Origin of the sequence: Pseudomonas sp. M30-35 (genome assembly GCF_002163625.1) — a bacterium.
Lineage (GTDB): Bacteria > Pseudomonadota > Gammaproteobacteria > Pseudomonadales > Pseudomonadaceae > Aquipseudomonas.
Genome location: NZ_CP020892.1, coordinates 390,217 through 409,341 on the forward strand (window position 1 = coordinate 390,217; position 19,125 = coordinate 409,341).

The window sequence follows — 19,125 nt, forward strand, 5'->3', positions numbered from 1 at the left end:
GCTTCACATGTTTAAACGTACTGCTCTAGCCACCGCTTTAATTGCCGGTTTCAGTTTGCACGCCAATGCTGCAACCGAGTTGACCGTTTACACCGCGCTCGAGGTGGAGCAACTCAAGGCTTACAAGGAAGCGTTTGAGAAGAAAAATCCGGATATCGAAATTAAATGGGTGCGTGATTCGACAGGCATCATCACCGCCAAACTGCTGGCAGAAAAAGCCCGGCCACAGGCTGATGCTGTGTGGGGGTTGGCAGCATCCAGCCTGGCCGTGCTCGATAAACAACAAATGCTTGAAGCCTATGCACCAGAGCAGCTGAATAAAATCAGTGCTAATTACCGCGATGCAGCCAACCCACCGGCTTGGGTTGGGATGGATGTTTGGGCGGCGACTGTTTGCTTCAACACTATCGAGGCAGAGAAGCAGAATCTGCCGAAGCCGGTTAGCTGGGAAGACCTGACCAAGCCAATCTATAAAGACAAAATCGTCATGCCTAACCCGGCTTCATCCGGCACCGGTTATTTGGATGTCAGCTCGTGGTTGCAAACCTTCGGTGAGCCGCAAGGCTGGGCTTACATGGATCGCCTGCATCAGAACATCGGCCAGTACACCCATTCGGGCTCCAAGCCTTGCAAGCTGGCAGCGGCGGGCGAATTCCCAATTGGCATTTCGTTTGAATACCCAGCGGTTCAGTTGCAACGCAAAGGCGCACCGCTGGACATCATCCTGCCGAAAGAAGGCTTGGGTTGGGACATCGAAGCGACCGGTATTATCAAAGGCACTGCTCATCTTGAGGCTGCGAAAAAACTGGCTGACTTCTCTGCCAGCAGCGATGCCATGCAACTGTACAAGAGCAACTTCGCGGTATTGGCCCAACCCGGTATCGCTGAGCGCTTCCAGGAATTACCGGCTGATTATGAGCAGCGTCTGATCAAGAACGATTTTGCCTGGGCTGCTGAAAATCGCGACAGAATCCTCGCCGAATGGCGCAAGCGCTATGACGGCAAATCAGAGCCTGTCGCTCAGTGACGTCGCCGGCAGCGACGCCCTGGCGGTGTTGCGCGGGCTTGCCGTGCTCTGCGCCCGCGCGCCTACCCAGAACGCCGCTGCCTGCCGCTCGATTTGTGGTGCGGTTGATTGGATAAAAAACCTGCAGGGGGGCGGCCGCAAGGCGTGCTCTTCCAGTTAGGGTGAATTAAACACTGAGTTTGAGGATTTTTAATGAGTCAGCAAGATTGTGACCTGCTGGTTGTGGGCGCCGGTATTCTGGGTTTGGCGCATGCTTATGCGGCGGCTAAACGCGGCCTTAAGGTCAAGGTATTCGAGCGCAGCCACACCGCTTTAGGTGCTTCAGTGCGTAACTTTGGACAAGCGCTGGTGACCGGGCAGGCGCCGGGCTCAATGCTCGATTTAGCACGTTTGAGCCGTGGGCTGTGGGCCGGTCTTGCGGCTGACGCAGGTCTGTCGATCAAGCAGCAAGGCTCGCTGTTGTTTGCTCGTACCGAAGCCGAGGAAGCGCTGCTTGAGGCATTTTGTAAAGGCCGGGCGCGCGAGCATGAATACAAGGTTGATTTGCTACGTGGCGCGGCGTTAAGCGATTTGTATGAGGGTCGCTTTGCACATCATCGCGTAGCATTGCATGGCTTGGATGACCAACAGATTTATTCGCGTGAAGCCATTCCGCAATTGGCTACACACTTACAGCAGCGTTACGCCGTAGAGTTTCACTTCTCGACCTTGGTGCAGGATATTCAGCCCGGAGTGGTCAAAACCACCCGTGGCGTCTTCCGTAGCCCGCGAGTTGTGGTCTGTTCAGGTCACGATTACCAGACCTTGCTGGCGGAGCAAATCAGCGCATTGAAACCACAGGTGTGCGGGTTGCAGATGCTGCGTGCGCGCTTGCAGCAACCTCTGCAGTTGCAGCATGCATTGCTCACCGGTTTGAGTTGTGTGCATTACGGTGCATTTTCTGACTTACCGGAGGCTGATGCCATTCGCGAGCAAATTCATCAGCAGCAACCGGAATTGCAAGCCAACGGCATTCATTTGCTGATCAGCCCGACACCTTACGGTGAGCTGATTATTGGTGATTCCCATGTTTATGGCAGTGATATCGAACCCTTCAATAGCGAAGCGACAGATCAAATACTGATCAATCTGGCGGAGCAAACCTTGGGCGCGCCGATTGAAGTGGTTGAGCGCTGGCAAGGTGTTTATGGCAGTCGTGGTCCGGGGCCATTTAGCGTGCTCTGCGCTGATCAAAGCGTGACCGCGGTGCTGATGCATACCGGTCTTGGCATGAGTGTTGGCTTGGGGTTGGGTGAACGTACTGTGGCTGCAATGCTCGGTGAAAGTGCTTGGCCGAGCACTCAGGCTGCATAAATTTAATAGCTCTGGAACTAGCGTTCCAGAGCGGTTGAACGCTTCAATACGCGGGCCTGCGAGGCCAGCACCGCCGCCTCTAATCCTGAATCGCCGCCAAAACTTGTTACCCTATGCCTTTGCTGGTGAACATGGAGTTTGGGTATGCATAGGATTATTGCGGTGTTTTTTTTGTGTCTGTTCGGTTTCTCAGCCGTTGCAGATGAGTCCGAGAAACCAGTTCTGCGCGTAGGTTTGAGTGAGGTTCCTCCCTTTGTCATCCAAGAAAAAAATGGTGACTGGCGTGGGATCAGCGTGGACCTCTGGCAGGACATCGCCAAGCAATTGGGTTACCAGTTCGAGTTCGAACCCATGCAGTTTGGCGAGCTACTCCCGAGCCTTGAAGCCGGGAGTCTCGATGTCGTGATTGGCGCGCTGACCATGACCGCAGAGCGCGAAAGCAAATTCGACTTCACTCATCCTATTTATCAAACTGGCTTGGCTATTGCGGTGCCTCGTGGCGCTGATAACAGTGGCTGGTCGGCGTTAAAGGGGTTGCTGTCTTGGCAATTTGCCAGCTTGGTGCTGGGTTTGGCTGGCTTGCTGTTGTTGGTCGGCGCTCTGCTTTGGGCGTTTGAGCGCCAGCGCAACAAAGATCAGTTTGGTGGTAATCCTGCACAAGGGTTGGGCAACAGCTTTTGGTGGGCGGCGGTAACCATGACGACGGTTGGTTATGGCGACAAATCACCGGTGACACTCGGCGGACGCTTGATCGCAATCATCTGGATGTTCAGCGCCTTGATCATGGTGTCGACCTTTACAGCTGCGGTCACCACGGCGTTGACGGTGGGCAACTTACAGAGTGGTATCGAGGGTGCTGAAGACCTGAACCGTGCGCATGTAGCGACTGTTGGCAGTACTGTCGGTGAGAAATACCTGGCCAGCCATCGTATTCGCAGCACCGTCTACCCGGATGTATTGAGTGCAATGCGCTCGGTGCAAGAGGGTACGGCTGACGCCGTTGTGTATGACTTGCCGATTTTGCAGTACCGCAATACTGAGTTGGCTCGCGGTGGTTTGGACGTATTACCGGGCACTTTTGACAATCAGTCATATGCGTTTGCGGTAGCCAGTGGCAGCAAGTTGCGTGAGCCGATTAGCCAAGAAATCCTGCGCATCACCAATAGCGATGAATGGCTGCGCCTGACGGATATTTACTTGAAAAACTAGCTTTGCAGTGGGCCCTCCAGCCCGCTCAATTGGCCAGTTGGGCGCTGCTGTTGGTGGGTGAGTTCGGTTTACTGTTTCGCCCCTGTCCCTTGATGCCCGTTTTCAAATTGAGTGCGCGAGGCGACGGCAATTCCATAAGGTAGAGCTAAACCTGTGAAAAAGTACTTTTTCGGCATGACTACAGCAGGACTGTCCAGTTGACCGGAGTAGGCTATTGGTGTCGTTCTTGTAGCTTTTAGCGTCGAAATTTTATTGTTTTTTCGCTAAAGGCCGCTGTAGTTTCTATTCGGTAACCTCAAGCAGTCGCCCGGCAACCGTATTGTCATAAGAATAAATAGCAAAATGCAGAGGCCCGTCATTGGAATTTCTTACCTACCTGGTTGATAACTCCGGATTACTTCTTAAGCTGACCCTTCAACACATTTCATTGGTGGCAGTCGCAGTCGGGCTGGCAATTCTAACGGGTGTACCCATCGGTATTGCTATTACTCAGAATGAGCGTGCGGCTCGTGCAGTGCTCTATACCTGCTCCATTATCATTACGATTCCGTCCATTGCCTTATTTGGCATCATGATTCCTGTCCTGTCTTTGATTGGTCAGGGCATCGGCTATTTACCCGCCGTTATCGCAGTTCTGCTGTATTCGCAGCTGCCCATAATTCGTAATACCTACACCGCAATCAATAACGTTAACCCGGCGCTCCGTGAGGCTGCACGGGGAGTCGGTATGAAGCCAATGCAACGCTTGCGGTTAGTTGAAATTCCATTAGCAATTCCAGTGATCATGGCCGGTGTGCGTACAGCTGTGGTGATGAATATCGGTGTTATGGCAATTGCCGCCTACATCGGCGCAGGCGGGCTCGGTGTGTTGATAAGCCGTGGCATTACGCAGAGCGACCCTCGGCAGTTGGTCGCGGGCGCTATCGCTGTCAGCTTGTTAGCCGTTATCGCTGACTACCTCCTGCTTTGGTTGCAGCGACGCCTGACTCCTGGCGGCGTATCAGCCTGATTAATCCTTCCTGAGCTGGTCTCAAAACAGGATACAACAATGATAAAAATCGATAATTTGACCAAAGTATTTGAAACCGCAAATGGTCCTGTAACTGCGGCTGACCGCATCAGCATGGAAATTCCAGAGGGTGAGATCTGTGTGTTGCTGGGGCCCTCAGGCTGCGGCAAAACCACCACTCTAAAGATGATCAATCGCATCATCCCCGCGACATCTGGTCGTGTGTTCATTAATGGTGAGGACACTACGGGCCTCGATACAGTCGAGTTACGTCGCAATATCGGCTACGTGATCCAGCAGGTTGGCTTGTTTCCGAATATGACGATTGAAGAAAACATCGCCATTGTTCCCAAGCTAATTGGTTGGCCAGCAGCCAAATACAAGGCTCGGGCAAAAGAGCTGATAGAGATGGTAGCAATGGACCCATCGGTGTTTCTCAAGCGTTATCCGCGAGAACTATCGGGCGGTCAGCAACAACGAATTGGAGTGGCGCGCGCGTTGGCAGCTGATCCACCTGTAATGCTTATGGACGAGCCGTTCGGAGCGATCGACCCGATCAACCGAGAAGTGATTCAGGACGAGTTTCTTAAAATGCAGCAGCAGTTGGGTAAGACCATTCTGTTTGTAAGCCACGATATTGATGAAGCGGTGAAAATGGCTGACAAAATCGCCATTTTCCGCGGCGGCCGCCTTGTTCAGTACGATACACCAGACGATATATTGGCCCACCCCAAGAATGATTTCGTTGAGAGCTTTGTCGGTGACGACCGCACCTTGAAACGCTTACGGCTGGTGCAGGTCGGTCGGGTGATGGAAGAGAAAATCGCCTTTGTAAAGCCAGGTGATACGCTCAAGACTGCGTTGGCCCGTATGGACGAACATGGCTATGGCTACGCAATACTGATGGTAAACGAGCGTCATCAGCCTATCGGTTATGTGTCCAAGAACGTTGCCCAGACTACTCAAGGGTTTTGTGGTGAGCACTACTTTGGCCTAAAGGCTACGATTCGTCCGAGCGACGATTTGCGCAAGGTTGCTTCACTGATGTTTAGTCATGACACCACGTGGTTGCCCTGCGTTGATGACAATGGCGTGTTGTTGGGCCAGGTTAATCAAAGGGGCATCACCCATTATCTTGGCGCGACTTATCGTAAGGATGCTGCTGTGACCGCTTCGATCATGCCTGCATGCGAAGACAGTGTTTGAGGCGGGGATTTGAATATGAATAGCCCTGCAGTTACACGTGCATTTTATCTAATGGCATTTATAGCGGTATTTATTGCCGGAGTCGCCAGCCAGCAGTCAGGCATTATCGAGGAATTCCTGGGTTACCAGGAAGACGTGGTGTATTTGATCGGTCAGCACATCGAACTGGTTGTGTTGTCTGGCGGTATTGCAATTTTGTTAGGCGTGCCGCTAGGCATTCTTTTGAGTCGCCCGCGATTTTCTCTGTATGCTGAAACGGCGATGCAGTCGCTGAATATCAGCACCACCATTCCGACTTTGGCTGTCCTGGCGTTATCCATGAGTGTTTTGGGTATCGGCAAACTTCCTGCTGTATTTGCCCTTTGTATCGCTTCCTTGTTACCCATCGTGCGTAACACCTACACAGGGTTGCGTGAGGTTCCTGCGCACCTTAAGGAGGCTGCTGCAGGCATTGGTATGACCCCCTCGCAAATGCTCCTGAAAGTTGAAATCCCCAATGCATTGTTTGTGATGTTTGCCGGGATTCGGACTGCCCTGGCGATCAATGTAGGCACCGTGCCCTTAGCTTTTCTTATCGGTGGCGGTGGTTTGGGAGAGTTAATTTTTACCGGTATTGATCTGGATGAACCGCTGATGATGCTGGCAGGCGCCATACCGACTGCATTGCTGGCGATCCTTGTGGATATTGCTGTCGCCGGCATCGCGTTTCTGCTTGTGCCTAAAGGCATCAACCCTTTGCGGGCTTGACCAGACCCCCTTGCACAACAAAAAAGGAATTTCTCATGCGTAACATGATCAAGCACCTCGGTGCGGCTGTACTGACCCTACTGATTTCCAGCACCGCGGCTCAGGCTGCTCAATTGGTAATCGGCGGTAAGAATTTTACCGAGCAGCAATTGTTAACCGAGATAACCGCTCAGTACTTGGGGCACCTTGGCTATGGTGTCGAGCGCCGCGCGGGCATGGGCAGTGCAGTCGTGCGTAAGGCATTGGAGAACGACCAGATAGATCTCTATTGGGAGTACACCGGCACCGCGCTGCTTAACTATCTGAAGGTTAAAGAAAAGATAACCTCGCCAGAAGCCGTGTATGAAAAGGTACGTTCGTTGGATCAAAAGAATGGTTTGGTATGGCTGACTCCGTCCAAGGCCAATAACACCTATGCCTTGGCCATGCGCAGTGCGGACGCCAAGGAGAAAGGCATCGCAACGGTCAGCGATCTGGTGCAGGCGCTTGATGAAGGCCAGAAATTGACGTTGGCGACTAATGCCGAGTGGTATGCGCGTGATGATGGGCTTAAGGAAATGCAAAAAGCCTATGGTTTTAAATTGCCTCGATCTGCGGTCAAGCGTATGGATACCGGTCTGACTTATGTGGCGCTCAAAGAAGGTCAGGTCGATATCGCTCTGGTTTTCGCCACTGACGGTCGAATCCCGGCGTTCAACTTCGTGGTCTTGCGTGACGACAAGGGATTCTTCCCGGATTATGCGATCACGCCAGTAGTGAGAGAGGCAATCCTTGAGGAGAACCCTCAGTTGGAACAGCAAATGAATAAATTGTCGGCACAACTGGATAATGAAACTATCTCGGCATTGAATGCCCGCGTTGATGTCGATCGCGTTTCAATCGAGCAAACAGCCGAAGACTTTCTAACCAGTAAAGGGCTGCTGTAAATCGAGTTGATGGGCGATGAGTTTCCAGTCTGTTTGGAGTGCTTTGCGTGAGTTTATCTGCACTTGTTGTCAGTATTGCTCAATATAATCCGCAACTTTTGGCGCTTGAGTCCAATCTCTCAGCCCACTGCGATTTGATTTGTCAGGCGCATGCCAGTGGCGCTGAGTTATTGGTGTTTCCCGAACTTTCACTGACGGGTTACCAGCTTGGGCGGCGTACACCTGAAGTCGCTATGCGCCGAGACGATGCCAGGTTATTGAAGCTCGCGAGTGTGGCGCCTGCGATGCTTGTGGTGGTTGGCTTCGTTGAGGAGGCCAGCCCCGGTGAATACTATAATGCTGTCGCTTACCTGCAATACGGTCAGGTTATTAATGTCTATCGAAAGTTAAACCTGCCGAACTATGGTGGCCTGGAAGAAGGAAAGTGGTTTCATCAGGGTGACGAAATTGTGCAAGTCGAGTGCAAAGAGCACTGGCGAGCCTGCACGCTGATCTGTGCTGATATGTGGAATCCGGCGCTGGTGCACTGTGCGATGTTGCGGCGCCCTGAGCTGTTACTTGCCCCAGTCAACTCGGCTTCGATGATTGTTAGTGAAGCATTCTCGAATGAAAAAAACTGGCACATTAACGTCTCATTCTACGCCATGCTTTATGGAATTCCGGTGCTCATGGCCAATCGATATGGGGCTGAAGGAGACGCTTGGTTTTGGGGCGGCAGTCGGATTATTGGCCCTCGTGGTGAAGTGCTTGCTCAGGCCGACGACGGGGAGTGTTTGATCAGTGCCACTCTTGAACTGGCGTCCATAAGTGCAGCGCGTTTTGACCATCCCGCTATTCGTGACGGCAACACACCTTTGATCAGACGGTTTCTGGATCAGTAATTCAGACCGATTAACCCAGTCACGATTTTATCCACCGCTAAGGCTTTGCAAGTCTGCTCAGGTTAGAGATGCTTAGCAGAAGCCGTAAAGTTTGGCGGGATTGTCTACCAATATACGCTTGCACACGGCTGGATCTGGCGCCCAAGTGGTGAGCAGGTCTAGCAAGCCGCCGTCGTTAGGCATTGGCGTTGAAATGTGCGGGTGTGGCCAGTCAGACCCCCATATGCAGCGTTCAGGGTTGGCTTGGATCAGTGCTTGAGCGAATGGCGTTACATCATGATAGGGCAGTTGCCGCTCACTGGTAATTCGATAGGCACCCGATAATTTGACCCAAACCTGATCGGCACGCATGAGTCGCAATAGTGTCTGAAAGCCTGGGTGCTCTATGCCTTTACTACAAGGCATATGCCCCATGTGGTCAATCACCACGGGCACCGGCAGTTGGCGAATCCGTTCTTCCAGCGATTCGAATGTCGATACATCGATCAGAAATTGTAAGTGCCATCGGCGGCTAGCCAGTCGTTTTGCGAGTGCAATAACGTCGTGCCAGGCAATCCCGCCCTTGAACAACAGATTCATGCGTATGCCGCAGTGGCCTCCTGCTTGCAACTCATCGAGTTGAGCATCGCTGACATCTGCATCAACTACGGCCACGCCCTTATAGGTTTTGCCTAACGACCGCAGATAGGCAAGCGTGTCGAGTTGCAGGCGGTTGTCAGCCCCATAAACGCTGGGTTGAATCAGTACGCCATGTTCAATCCCAAGCTGATTATGCAAGTGCAAATATGCGCCCACAGGAGCGTCGGGTGGCGTATAGGTACGATCTTCATGGTATGGATATCGAAGCTCTGGCCCGAACACGTGGGCATGTGTATCGCAGGCCCCAGACGGCATATCGAAGCAAGGTTTGCTTGGGAAAGGGTCAGGCGCTTCGCAAACTGGAATGGTTTCGCTCATTTAACAACTCTACTACTTGCGCTGATAATTAAACCCGAAACCGGTCTGTAGAACGGTTCCGGGTTTAGTCGACTGCACTTAGGGCGCGATGCGCTAGCGTCAGACGTTGGCCTGAACCCACTGAGCGATATGGTTAGAAAACGTGATGAACTTAGGGTCGTCGTCAAGCATCCATTCGGTATGACCCCCGCCTTCTAGCAGGAATAGTTCTTTAGGACCTGGATACGCCGCATACAGGGCTTGCGGCTCAGTCACTGGGTGCAGATCATTTTCAGCACCATGGGCAATCAGCAATGGCACGTTTGAGAATTTCTGGTCTAGACGTGCTTCAGGCTTGAAGCTGATGAGTGAGTCTGCAAAGTCAAAACTCGACGTTACGCCGTAGCCTGGCGCTTTGACCAGTTCAGTGAACACATATTCGCGGCTAACCGGGTCTAGTGGATAGATGTCGAACGGATCGATGCCCTTCGGCTCGCCACCACTGGCCAAGCGCAGACGTTCTTCTGCCATGAAGCGCTTGAAAGCCTTCCAGCCGTGTTCACCACGCAATGCTTTTTGCACGCGAATAGCATCGAAGAACCCGTTCATCGAAATCAGGCCGTCGATCTGATCTTCGCAGAGGTGATACGCATCGAGAATCAATCCGCCGCCCATGCCCCAGCCTGCCAAGACAACTTTGCGACCTTCTTTGTCTGCCCGCTGACGGACAACCGCTACTGCGTTAGCAATATCACGAACCTGCTCTTCGAGAATCACCCGCTCACGGATACCTTCTGACTCGCCAAAGCCGCGGTAGTCAAAACCGAATACAGTGAAACCTTTTGGGGTCAGTGCACGGGCATAGCGCTCTGGGTGAATGTTCTTCTGCCCAGTAAAGCCCGAGCATACGATGACGATGGGAAGTTTTGGGTTGTGTGATTGTTCGTCGCTGAAAAAAGCGCCATCAAGGTTCAGGCCATCGCTTTTAAACACCATTTTTTGTTCGATCATTGTTTGGTTCCGTGCTGGCTAGGGAGAGGCGGTTGCGAGATTTATAATTACCAATTTGCGCCTGACATTTTTTTTAATTTCCGACATTATTGGGTAAATTTCCGACTTAAGACGATGTCCCGTGAATGAAGCAATGGATGCAACCCAGACAGAGCATGTTGGGTTTTTTCTAATCCCCGACTTCTCGATGATCTCATTCGCGGCGGTGGTCGATCCGCTGCGCATGGCTAATCGGATAAGTGGAAAACCACTCTATCAGTGGCATTTCTACGGTTTGCACAACCAAGCGGTTCCCTGCAGTAATGGCGTTAGCGTGCAGCCAACACGCGAGATGAGCGACACGGCTGCTATTGATCGGATGATCGTGGTGGCGGGGATTCGAGCTCACTTAATGGATGAGCAGCCGCTCTATAAGTGGCTAAGAACCTTGGCAAAACGCGGGGTTGGTTTGGGGTCGACGTCAACCGGTAGCTTATTGCTTGCGCGTGCGGGCCTACTCAATGAACGGACCAGTACTATTCACTGGGAAAACCGGCAAAGCATGCAGGAAGAGTTCCCAGAGTTACGTGTGACAGGCGAGTTGTATGAGATTGATCGCAATGTCATTACCTGCTCTGGAGGGCTAGCTGGGCTGGATATGATTTTGCATCTGATCTCGCTCAAGCACGGCGAAGCGTTGGCCAATGACGTAGCAGAACAGTGCATTCACCCTAATATTCGTCCCGCGCATGATAAGCAGAGAATGAAGCTGCAGCTGCGCTACAACGCCAACCATCCACGCTTGATGCAAGCGTTGGAATTGATGCGAGAAAATATCGAAGAGGTTCTGACCTGTCAGGAAATCAGCGATTATGCAGGCATTTCTAACCGACAGCTGGAGAGGCTTTTCCATCAGCATCTGGGAATGTCACCCGCCCAGTACTATATGAGTCTCAGGCTTGAGCGCGCGTGCCATTTGCTGCAGCAGACGAGCATGTCCATTCTGCAAATAGGCACAGCTTGTGGCTTTATATCAACGTCCTACTTCTCCAGGTGCTACCGAAAACGCTACGCACACACGCCACGGGATGAACGCAAGGCCGGCGCGGCTTTAAGTGGCTGCAACGAACCTTCAATTTAGGGGCGGGACAATTTAGTGCTCTCGTTGCCCTCTGTAAAATTTCTGCCGATGATTGGCTGCTCGCTCCTGAGTTTAACCACGGCGAAGATGCTCACGATGCAGCATAGAGCTAGATAGGCAGATACATAGGTTGAGCTACCAGCCGCCCAGCCGACCAGCAGGGTACAGATAAAGGGCGTTGGGCCTGCAATCAGCATACTGTTCAGTTCGCGCGCGACACTGATCCCGGAGAAGCGCAGTTCAGTTGGGAACAGGTCTGCCAGCAGTAAACCCTGGGCCCCGGCCATTGCTCCGAAACTTATGCTGAAACCCAGACACAGGCCAATTGTGGCCAGTAACAGATTGCCGGAGTCGATAAGCGCGAACAGCGGATAGGCAAACAGCGCTGCAAAGCCTGCACCGAATATATAGATTTTGCTGGCTCCGAGGCGATCGGCCAGCCAGCCCATCAAAGGCGTGGTAAGTACCCCGCAAAATGAGGCCAGTAGGCTTATCCACAGCGCATCACTTCGATTGATATTGAGAGTATTGGTCATGTAGCTGAGACCGAAGGCACTCAGAATGTACACATTGGCGTTATGGCCGGTGACGGCGAGAAAACCGTAAGTCAGTTGCTTCGGGTAGCGTTTTAACAGGGTCTTCAGCGGGAGCTTGTGCGTTTCCTTGAGCGCCTTGGCGCGTTCAGCGGCCTGCAGGTATTCAGGGGTTTCATCCAGTTGCTGACGGATGTACAGCGCCACAACGAATAACACAGCTGAACTAAGAAACGGCAGGCGCCAGCCCCAGCTGCTCAGAGCCTCCTCCGAGAGTTGTGAAACTCCGAGGAATGTTAGCACCGCCAAAAGGATGCCGACCAAGGTCGCCGATTGCAGCATTGAGGTGTAGAAGCCGCGTTGCTGTGGTGGCGCGTATTCATAGACCAAGGTTACCGCACCGGCATATTCGGCGCCGGCACCGAAGCCTTGGACCATACGCATCAGCACCAACAGAATCGGTGCCATGATGCCTATTTGGGCGTACGTGGGTAGCAGGCCGATAGCGACCGTGCCTGCCCCCATCAGGGAAATTGAAAATATCAACGCTGGTTTGCGGCCGAAACGATCTCCGAGATGGGCAATCACCACCCCTCCGAGTGGGCGAACGAAAAAGCCCACGGCGAAGGTGGCGAAGGCCGCCAGAACACTGGCGGTGTCTGAGAGATCAGGGAAGAAAATCTTGTTGAGAATCAGGCTGGCGGCGGTGCCGTACAGGGCATAATCGAACCACTCGATGATGGTGCCGACAATTGAGGCGATCACCGCCTTGCGCACCCCGGCTGGGCTAGGCGTCTGTGCTGTGTACATCATCTTTGAGCTCCTTGTTATTGTTGTTTCATGCATTGCAGATGCTGGTGGATCACTCTTGGTGTGGCTCCAAGGCCGGGAGTTGATAGTGCAAGGCAAGTGCGTTGAGTTGTTTTGCCAAGTCAGGTGGTAGCGGCGTGCCGTTGGCTTTGCAGTCGCGCGTACGGTGTAATGCCTGCTCGCCTGGCAAGCGAACGCCGTCTCCACCAGGCCGAGGCGTGGCGCTGTGGCAGGCGCTTACCAAGGCGTCGATGTGTTGCAAGTAGGCGCTATTGCCAGCACAGGCTCGCGGGTCAAACAAGGTCAGGTTGACTGAGGCGCTCCAGCCGGTGCTCGGGGTTGCACGACCACCACCACTGAGACAACCGGCCATTACTTCTGCAATCAGGCCCATGGCAAAACCTTTGTGGCCGGCCTCCAAGCCTCCAAGAGGAAGAATGGTGCCGGGAGGGTTGCTGTGCATCACCGCCGGGTCGCAGCTGACGCGGCCCTGATTGTCGAGCAGTACGGGATAGTTGAACGCGGTGCCGCGTGCTTGTTGGCGGGCAACCGCAGCGTTAGTCGCCAAGCTAGTAGACATGTCGATAAGAATTGGCTCGGCGCTGGTTGGGGCACCGAAGGCAATGGGGTTTGAAGTCAGAACTGCGCTGGTGCCGCCAAAAGGGGCAACGCTGCTGTGGCCGGGGTCGGTAAGCGTTATCTGGATGATAAAGCCACGTTCGGTCGCCATCTGCAGGTAGGCGCTAAGGCTCGCGGTGTGGTGGCTGCGCTGGATATTCACGCTGGCCATACCGTAGCGTTTGGCACGCGGCATGGCTTCGTTGATTGCACGTTCAAGCAGCCAGGGGCCGGGAAGCTTGCAGCCATCCCAACTCAGGCAAGCTTGGTGATCCTGAAGGACGACTGGCTCACCGTGTAGAGTCATGCCGCCACTGTCTATCTCGCGCAAGTAGGCTGGCAGCAAAGCCAGGCCGTGAGTGGTTTTACCGAAGCATTCACCACGCAGCAGAACCTGCGCAGTACTGGCCGCTTTTTCGAGGGGCATGCCTTTGGCGACGAACAAGTCCTGGCTGAATTGAAGCAAGGCTTGGGTGCAGTAGCGTGTCTGCATAAGGACTCCTTGGTACACACCTGCTGGCCTGGGCAAACCCAGGCCGGTTGGTGTCTGGTTAGCTGGGCGTATCTGCCAAAGCCGGTGCGCTACCGTGGGTTTGTCGGTGGACAATATGCTGTTGCAGGGCATCCCAGTCCCAGTCAATGCCCAGGCCTGGTGCCTCGCTGGGAATGGCTTGACCATTCTCGATGCGAATGGTTGAGCGGGTGACAAGATCGAGTTGGGGAATGTATTCGAGCCAGCGGCTGTTCGGCACGGCGCAGCACAGACCCAGATGCAATTCCATCAGGAAGTGTGGGCAGACCGGAACATTGAAGGCCTCGGCTAGGTGCGCGACCTTGAGCCAAGGTGTGATCCCGCCAATACGTGCAACATCGGTCTGTACCACCGAGCATGCGCCGCTGGCCAAGTAATCCTTGAACTGCGCGAGGCTGTACATCGATTCGCCTACGGCAATTGGCAGGCTGGTTGATGCTGCCAGGCGCCGGTGTGCGCCGATGTCATCGGCGTGGATTGGCTCTTCGAACCAGGCAACATCCAACTCTTCGAATTGGCGGGCGCGTCGAATGGCTTCCTCCAGCGTAAAGCCTTGATTGGCATCGGTCATGATTTCCCAGGCTGGACCAACCTTGTCACGTACTGCGCCGATGCGCCGGACATCTTCGGCTACGTGCGGCCGCCCAACCTTTAGCTTGCCACCCCCAAAACCTTGCTCCTTGGCCTTTAGAGCTTCCTCGACCAATTCTGACTCGTCCATATGCAGCCAGCCGCCCTCTGTTGAGTAGAGCTGGATGGTCGATTTTGCCCCCCCAGCTATGCGGTGCAGCGGCAGACCGGCTTTGCGAGCGTGCAAATCCCATAGCGCGGTATCGATGGTAGCCAATGCGAGGGTGCTGACCGCGCCCACGGTCAGGGCATGAATGCGGTAGAACAGACTGCGCCAGAGGGCTTCGATGCCTTCTGCCTCTTGGCCTATCAAGACAGGGGCGAGGTGATCGTCGATCAGCTTACAAATCGATGAGCCGCCAGTGCCAATGGTGTAGCTATAGCCGGTGCCCGTAACGCCATCGGCGTCAGTGATACGCACCATTGGCGTTTCCTGGAGCTCGAAGCTTTGTACCGCGTCCGTACGCTTGACCTTGGGTTTGAGGTTGACTTGCAGCACCTCGACGGAAACTATCTTGGCCATGAATATGTCCTGTAATGGAGATTATTGAGTGCCGGCGGCAGCAATGTACCGGCGACTGAGACAGAGCAAGATGGCGACTGTGATCAGGCAGGCGCTGATCACATAGAGACCATTGTCGGCGCTGCCAGTGGTTTGTTTTATCCAGCCGACAATGGAAGGGCTGACGAAACCGGCCAGGTTGCCAATGGAGTTAATCACGGCAATACCAGCAGCAGATGCCGCGCCCGCCAGAAACAGTGGGGGCATGGTCCAGAACACTGGCAGTGCGGCGTAGATGCCGAATGTTGCAACGGTCAGGCCGGCCATGGAAAGGATCAGGCTGTCGCTGGCTAGGGCGCTGCCGATCAAGCCGATGGCACCAAGTACGCAGGCCCCGGCAACATGCAGAGGACGTTCGCGCCAGCGATCGGAGCTGCGTGCCAGCAGGAGCATGCCGGCGATCCCGGCGGCATTGGGCAGCGCACTCCACAGACCGACCTGAAACGCGCCTTGAACACCTGCCGCCTGAATCAAGGATGGCAGCCAGAAGCCGATTCCATATGAACCCATGACAATGCCGAAATAGATCAGGCTGAGCAGCCAGACGCGAGGCTCGCGGAAACCGCGAGTGGCGCCTTGGTTGGTGATACCCGCCTGGTCCTTGGTCAATTGATCGGATAGTTGCTGTTTCTGCTCCTGGCTCAGCCACTTAGCATGCTCGGGTTTGTCATCAAGCCAGGCCAGTACGCACAGGCCTGCAATCAGCGAGGGAATAGCCTCGATCAGGAATAACCATTTCCAGCCCGCTAGGCCTGCGACGTTATGAAAACCGTCGAGAATTGCACCGGATAGTGGCCCGCCGAGCATGCCGGCGACCGGCACCGCGACAATGAAACCCGCCAGAATCGAGCCGCGCCTGCTGGCTGGAAACCAAACGCTCAGGTAAAGAATGACCCCTGGGTAGAAGCCTGCCTCACAGGCACCGAGGATAAAGCGCAGGATGTAGAAACTGGTTTCTGAGGTCACGAACATCATGGACCCGGAGACGATGCCCCAGGAAATCATGATGCGGGCGATCCAGCGTCGAGCGCCAACCCGGTGCAAGATAAGGTTGCTGGGCACCTCGAAGAGGAAGTAACCGAGAAAGAAAATACCCGCGCCTGCGCCGTAGACCGCCTCGCTGAGCTGCAGGTCAGCGAGCATCTGTAACTTGGCGAAACCGACATTCACACGGTCCAGGTAGGCAACGATATAGCAGCCGAACAACAGGGGGATCAGTCGCCAGAAAACTTTCTTGAAAAGTGCGTTCTCGTCTTGGCTGTACTCAAGCGTTGGGGCGACATCGAGTTGGGTCATTGGTGTGTCCTGCTGTTATTTTTATTGTGGGTGCAGCGTTGGCCCCGGTAAGCAAATGCAGGCTCCCCGGGATCGTTGGACGAATCAGTTTCAGACGTCGGCGGCGTAGGTCTTTTGGCGTTGTTCACCAAGCCCTTCGATGCCCAGTTGCACGTGCTGATCAGGGCGCAGATAGACCGGTGGCTGTTGTCCAAGGCCAACGCCTGGCGGTGTGCCGGTGGAGATGATGTCTCCTGGTTGCAGGCTCATGAACTGCGACAGATAAGAAACCAGATAAGCCACGCCGTAGACCATGGTCTTGGTCGAACCATTTTGGTAACGATGACCATCTACCTCTAACCACATGCCCAGATTTTGCGGGTCGGCAATTTCATCGCGGGTAACCAGCCAAGGGCCGATTGGACCGAAAGTGTCACAGCCTTTGCCCTTGCACCACTGGCCTTCGCGTTCAATCTGGAAGGCGCGCTCGGATAAGTCGTTGACCACGCAGTAACCCGCGACATACTCCAGAGCGTGTTCCTCACTGACGTACTTGGCGGTTTTGCCAATGACTACGCCCAGCTCTACTTCCCAGTCGGTCTTTTCCGAGCCGCGAGGAATCTCGATACCATCATTCGGGCCGCAAATGGAGCTGGTGGCTTTCATAAATACAATCGGCTCGGGCGGAACCGTGGCGCCAGTCTCAGCGGCGTGATCGGAGTAATTAAGACCTATGCAGATGAATTTTCCGACATTGGCAACGCAAGGGCCGATGCGTTGGGAGCCTTCAACCAGCGGTAGGCTTTCGATTGACAGGCTGGCAAGCAAAGTCAGGTTCTGCGTGGAAAGGGTGTCGCCACCGACATCATTAATATGTTGCGACAGGTCGCGAATTCGCCCCTGTGCATCGAGTAAGCCTGGACGCTCCTGACCTGGGTTGCCGTAACGTAATAATTTCATGATTGACTCCTAGCCTAATAATGGGTTCAGGCGGTCCAGCCGCCATCAATGGTGTGGGTGTGACCGCTGGTGAAGGTGGCGCCTGCGAGGTACAGCACAAGCTCGGCGACTTCTTCCGGGGTGCCAATTCGGCCCATGGGTTGGCGGCCGACAAACGCAGCGCGTGCGGCTTGATAATCGCCTTGAGCGCGCAGGCGATCTTGCAGCGACGGGCTGTCCACGGTGCCGGGGCAGATGGCGTTGCAGCGAATACCTTGGGTGATGTAATCAGCGGCCACCGATTTGGTCAGGCCGATCACGGCAGCTTTGGTCACGCTGTAGGCAAATCGGTTGGGCACACCCTTGATGCTGGAGGCGACCGAAGCCATGTTGATGATGCTGCCGTCTTGTTGCGCCAGCATGCCGGGCAGCACGGCTTTGATCAGTTGGTATTGCGAGCGGACATTGAGCTGATAAGCAAAATCCAGATCACTTTCCGAACATTCGAGCAGCGTGCCGTTGTGGACAATGCCTGCGCAATTGAACAGCACGTCGATGGTGCCGTGGTTGGCAACCAATACATCTATGTCGGTTTGACTGAGTACATCGAGTCGCGCCGTCAGGATATTTGGCGTGTTAGTCAGCTCCGCGAGCTTCTCATCATTCACATCTGTGGCAATAACCTGGGCGCCGGCTTGAGCCAGGCGTATTGCTGCGGCGCGACCAATACCCTGTGCCGCTCCGGTGACCAGAGCCTTTTTTCCATGCAGTTGGGTCATCAATTCCCTCTCTTGTTCTAGGTGGGTGCAGAGCCATGTCTGCATGGTTAATTGTGCAGGAACATAATTTCCCTGTGAATTAATGATTCATATATAAATCTAAAAGACCAAGCATGCAACCCGAAAATGACAATTGACTCGGTCGGATTGACCCGGTCGGGTCGATGGGGAATCATGCGGGCGAACAGACCGCGGAGTGGATGACATGGCGCAGCAAGAGCAGGCAGCGGTGGAGTCGGAGGCGAATGAAGATCGCTACCGGGCGCCAGCCCTCGACAAGGGGTTGGACATCATTGAGGTGTTGGCTGAGCGCGAAGCGGGCTTATCCCAAGTGGAGATTGCCAAGGAGCTGGGGCGCAAGCCCAATGAGATATACCGCATGCTCGACCGCCTAGTACGCCGTGGCTATGTGTTACGCACTGAGGCCGACCAGTACGAATTGACCTTGAAACTGTTCGAGCTGGCTCACCGTCAGTCGCCGACCAGGCGCTTGGCCAGCCAGGCACTGCCGTTGATGCGGCGCTTTGCTGCCAGCAGCGGCCAGGCATGTCATTTGAGTGTGCAGGAGCGCGGCGGCTTGACCGTCATCGCTCAAGTCGATGCGCCGGGCTATTGGGGATTCGGTATCCGGCTTGGATCGCGCATGGGCCTGTTCGATACAGGTTCAGGGCACGTGATGTTGGCGTTTTCCGGTGCCGAGGAGCGCGAGTTGATGCTCCGCGAGACACCAGATACGGGCGCCCAGCTTGATAGCGACTTGCAGAAGGTGATCGAGCAGGTGCGTCAACAAGGCTATGCGCTGATGGCAAGCGAGCAGACCGAGGCTGTGTACAACATTGCTGTGCCGCTGTTTTCCAGCCCGGATCGAATTGTCGCGGTTCTGGCCAGTCCTTATCTGCAGCATCTCGATACCAATCGACTGCCGAACCGGGAGGCGGTGCTGGCGCAGTTGCAGCAGATCGCTCAACAACTCGGACAGCCGGAGTCGGACTAGGCGTTGTGCAGTCAGCACCGGGTTTGAT

Annotated in this window: 18 protein-coding genes; 10 read left to right on the forward strand and 8 right to left on the reverse strand. The window is 54.4% G+C overall.

Annotated features, from left to right (window positions below; all coding sequences use genetic code 11):
• The first annotated feature begins 7 nt into the window (after window positions 1-7).
• From B9K09_RS01720 to B9K09_RS01760, 8 genes are all read left to right on the forward strand, one after another.
• Window positions 8-1,027, forward strand: coding sequence for a putative 2-aminoethylphosphonate ABC transporter substrate-binding protein (locus tag B9K09_RS01720; RefSeq protein ID WP_087515228.1), 1,020 nt, complete (start codon window positions 8-10; stop codon window positions 1,025-1,027).
• A 192-nt stretch (window positions 1,028-1,219) separates the two neighbouring features.
• A complete protein-coding gene (locus B9K09_RS01730) occupies window positions 1,220-2,380 on the forward strand; it encodes a TIGR03364 family FAD-dependent oxidoreductase (protein WP_087515230.1) in 1,161 nt (386 codons plus the stop codon).
• A gap of 144 nt (window positions 2,381-2,524) precedes the next feature.
• Complete coding sequence (locus B9K09_RS01735) at window positions 2,525-3,589, forward strand: transporter substrate-binding domain-containing protein (RefSeq protein WP_256574180.1); 1,065 nt, start codon at window positions 2,525-2,527, stop codon at window positions 3,587-3,589.
• A 358-nt stretch (window positions 3,590-3,947) separates the two neighbouring features.
• A complete protein-coding gene (locus tag B9K09_RS01740; protein WP_087515231.1) occupies window positions 3,948-4,598 on the forward strand; it encodes an ABC transporter permease in 651 nt (216 codons plus the stop codon).
• 39 nt (window positions 4,599-4,637) lie between these two features.
• On the forward strand, window positions 4,638-5,804 hold the full coding sequence (locus B9K09_RS01745) for an ABC transporter ATP-binding protein (protein WP_087515232.1): 1,167 nt from the start codon (window positions 4,638-4,640) through the stop codon (window positions 5,802-5,804).
• A 15-nt stretch (window positions 5,805-5,819) separates the two neighbouring features.
• Complete coding sequence (locus tag B9K09_RS01750) at window positions 5,820-6,551, forward strand: ABC transporter permease (RefSeq protein WP_087515233.1); 732 nt, start codon at window positions 5,820-5,822, stop codon at window positions 6,549-6,551.
• Window positions 6,552-6,586: 35 nt separating this feature from the next.
• Window positions 6,587-7,477, forward strand: a complete 891-nt coding sequence (locus B9K09_RS01755; protein ID WP_087515234.1) for a glycine betaine ABC transporter substrate-binding protein — start codon at window positions 6,587-6,589, stop codon at window positions 7,475-7,477.
• Window positions 7,478-7,524: 47 nt separating this feature from the next.
• A complete protein-coding gene (locus tag B9K09_RS01760) occupies window positions 7,525-8,358 on the forward strand; it encodes a nitrilase-related carbon-nitrogen hydrolase (protein ID WP_087515235.1) in 834 nt (277 codons plus the stop codon).
• 72 nt (window positions 8,359-8,430) lie between these two features.
• Here the strand turns inward: B9K09_RS01760 and B9K09_RS01765 are convergent, their stop codons facing one another.
• Window positions 8,431-9,315 (reverse strand): amidohydrolase, encoded by an 885-nt coding sequence (locus B9K09_RS01765; protein WP_087515236.1) that lies wholly within the window; start codon window positions 9,313-9,315, stop codon window positions 8,431-8,433.
• Window positions 9,316-9,414: 99 nt separating this feature from the next.
• Window positions 9,415-10,305 (reverse strand): alpha/beta hydrolase, encoded by an 891-nt coding sequence (locus B9K09_RS01770; RefSeq protein WP_087515237.1) that lies wholly within the window; start codon window positions 10,303-10,305, stop codon window positions 9,415-9,417.
• A gap of 121 nt (window positions 10,306-10,426) precedes the next feature.
• Between B9K09_RS01770 and B9K09_RS01775 the strand changes: the two genes are divergently transcribed.
• Window positions 10,427-11,425 carry a GlxA family transcriptional regulator gene (locus B9K09_RS01775; RefSeq protein ID WP_218191979.1) on the forward strand — a complete coding sequence of 333 codons (999 nt, stop codon included), beginning with the start codon at window positions 10,427-10,429 and terminating at the stop codon, window positions 11,423-11,425.
• Here B9K09_RS01775 and B9K09_RS01780 read toward each other — a convergent pair.
• From B9K09_RS01780 to B9K09_RS01805, 6 genes are all read right to left on the reverse strand, one after another.
• Window positions 11,422-12,771: an MFS transporter gene (locus tag B9K09_RS01780; RefSeq protein ID WP_218191980.1), complete on the reverse strand. Its 1,350-nt coding sequence runs from the start codon at window positions 12,769-12,771 to the stop codon at window positions 11,422-11,424. The genes B9K09_RS01775 and B9K09_RS01780 overlap by 4 nt on opposite strands.
• 49 nt (window positions 12,772-12,820) lie before the next feature.
• Entirely contained in the window at window positions 12,821-13,879 is a 1,059-nt protein-coding gene (locus tag B9K09_RS01785; protein WP_157699316.1) for an Ldh family oxidoreductase, read from the reverse strand.
• Between the two features lie 58 nt (window positions 13,880-13,937).
• Complete coding sequence (locus B9K09_RS01790) at window positions 13,938-15,071, reverse strand: mandelate racemase/muconate lactonizing enzyme family protein (RefSeq protein ID WP_087515241.1); 1,134 nt, start codon at window positions 15,069-15,071, stop codon at window positions 13,938-13,940.
• 21 nt (window positions 15,072-15,092) lie between these two features.
• Window positions 15,093-16,406, reverse strand: a complete 1,314-nt coding sequence (locus B9K09_RS01795; RefSeq protein ID WP_087515242.1) for an MFS transporter — start codon at window positions 16,404-16,406, stop codon at window positions 15,093-15,095.
• Between the two features lie 90 nt (window positions 16,407-16,496).
• Window positions 16,497-17,345, reverse strand: a complete 849-nt coding sequence (locus B9K09_RS01800) for a fumarylacetoacetate hydrolase family protein (protein WP_087515243.1) — start codon at window positions 17,343-17,345, stop codon at window positions 16,497-16,499.
• Between the two features lie 26 nt (window positions 17,346-17,371).
• Window positions 17,372-18,103: an SDR family oxidoreductase gene (locus B9K09_RS01805; RefSeq protein ID WP_087515244.1), complete on the reverse strand. Its 732-nt coding sequence runs from the start codon at window positions 18,101-18,103 to the stop codon at window positions 17,372-17,374.
• Between the two features lie 205 nt (window positions 18,104-18,308).
• On the opposite strand from B9K09_RS01805, the gene B9K09_RS01810 reads away from it, so the two are divergent.
• On the forward strand, window positions 18,309-19,097 hold the full coding sequence (locus B9K09_RS01810) for an IclR family transcriptional regulator (RefSeq protein WP_218191981.1): 789 nt from the start codon (window positions 18,309-18,311) through the stop codon (window positions 19,095-19,097).
• The last annotated feature ends 28 nt before the right edge of the window (window positions 19,098-19,125 follow it).

Coding starts and splice junctions, on each gene's coding strand:
- B9K09_RS01720 (WP_087515228.1), top strand. CDS start 8: ATGTTTAAACGTACTGCTCTAGCCACCGCTTTAATTGCCGGTTTCAGT.
- B9K09_RS01730 (WP_087515230.1), top strand. CDS start 1,220: ATGAGTCAGCAAGATTGTGACCTGCTGGTTGTGGGCGCCGGTATTCTG.
- B9K09_RS01735 (WP_256574180.1), top strand. CDS start 2,525: ATGCATAGGATTATTGCGGTGTTTTTTTTGTGTCTGTTCGGTTTCTCA.
- B9K09_RS01745 (WP_087515232.1), top strand. CDS start 4,638: ATGATAAAAATCGATAATTTGACCAAAGTATTTGAAACCGCAAATGGT.
- B9K09_RS01750 (WP_087515233.1), top strand. CDS start 5,820: ATGAATAGCCCTGCAGTTACACGTGCATTTTATCTAATGGCATTTATA.
- B9K09_RS01755 (WP_087515234.1), top strand. CDS start 6,587: ATGCGTAACATGATCAAGCACCTCGGTGCGGCTGTACTGACCCTACTG.
- B9K09_RS01765 (WP_087515236.1), bottom strand. CDS start 9,315: ATGAGCGAAACCATTCCAGTTTGCGAAGCGCCTGACCCTTTCCCAAGC.
- B9K09_RS01770 (WP_087515237.1), bottom strand. CDS start 10,305: ATGATCGAACAAAAAATGGTGTTTAAAAGCGATGGCCTGAACCTTGAT.
- B9K09_RS01780 (WP_218191980.1), bottom strand. CDS start 12,771: ATGATGTACACAGCACAGACGCCTAGCCCAGCCGGGGTGCGCAAGGCG.
- B9K09_RS01785 (WP_157699316.1), bottom strand. CDS start 13,879: ATGCAGACACGCTACTGCACCCAAGCCTTGCTTCAATTCAGCCAGGAC.
- B9K09_RS01790 (WP_087515241.1), bottom strand. CDS start 15,071: ATGGCCAAGATAGTTTCCGTCGAGGTGCTGCAAGTCAACCTCAAACCC.
- B9K09_RS01795 (WP_087515242.1), bottom strand. CDS start 16,406: ATGACCCAACTCGATGTCGCCCCAACGCTTGAGTACAGCCAAGACGAG.
- B9K09_RS01800 (WP_087515243.1), bottom strand. CDS start 17,345: ATGAAATTATTACGTTACGGCAACCCAGGTCAGGAGCGTCCAGGCTTA.
- B9K09_RS01805 (WP_087515244.1), bottom strand. CDS start 18,103: ATGACCCAACTGCATGGAAAAAAGGCTCTGGTCACCGGAGCGGCACAG.
- B9K09_RS01810 (WP_218191981.1), top strand. CDS start 18,309: ATGGCGCAGCAAGAGCAGGCAGCGGTGGAGTCGGAGGCGAATGAAGAT.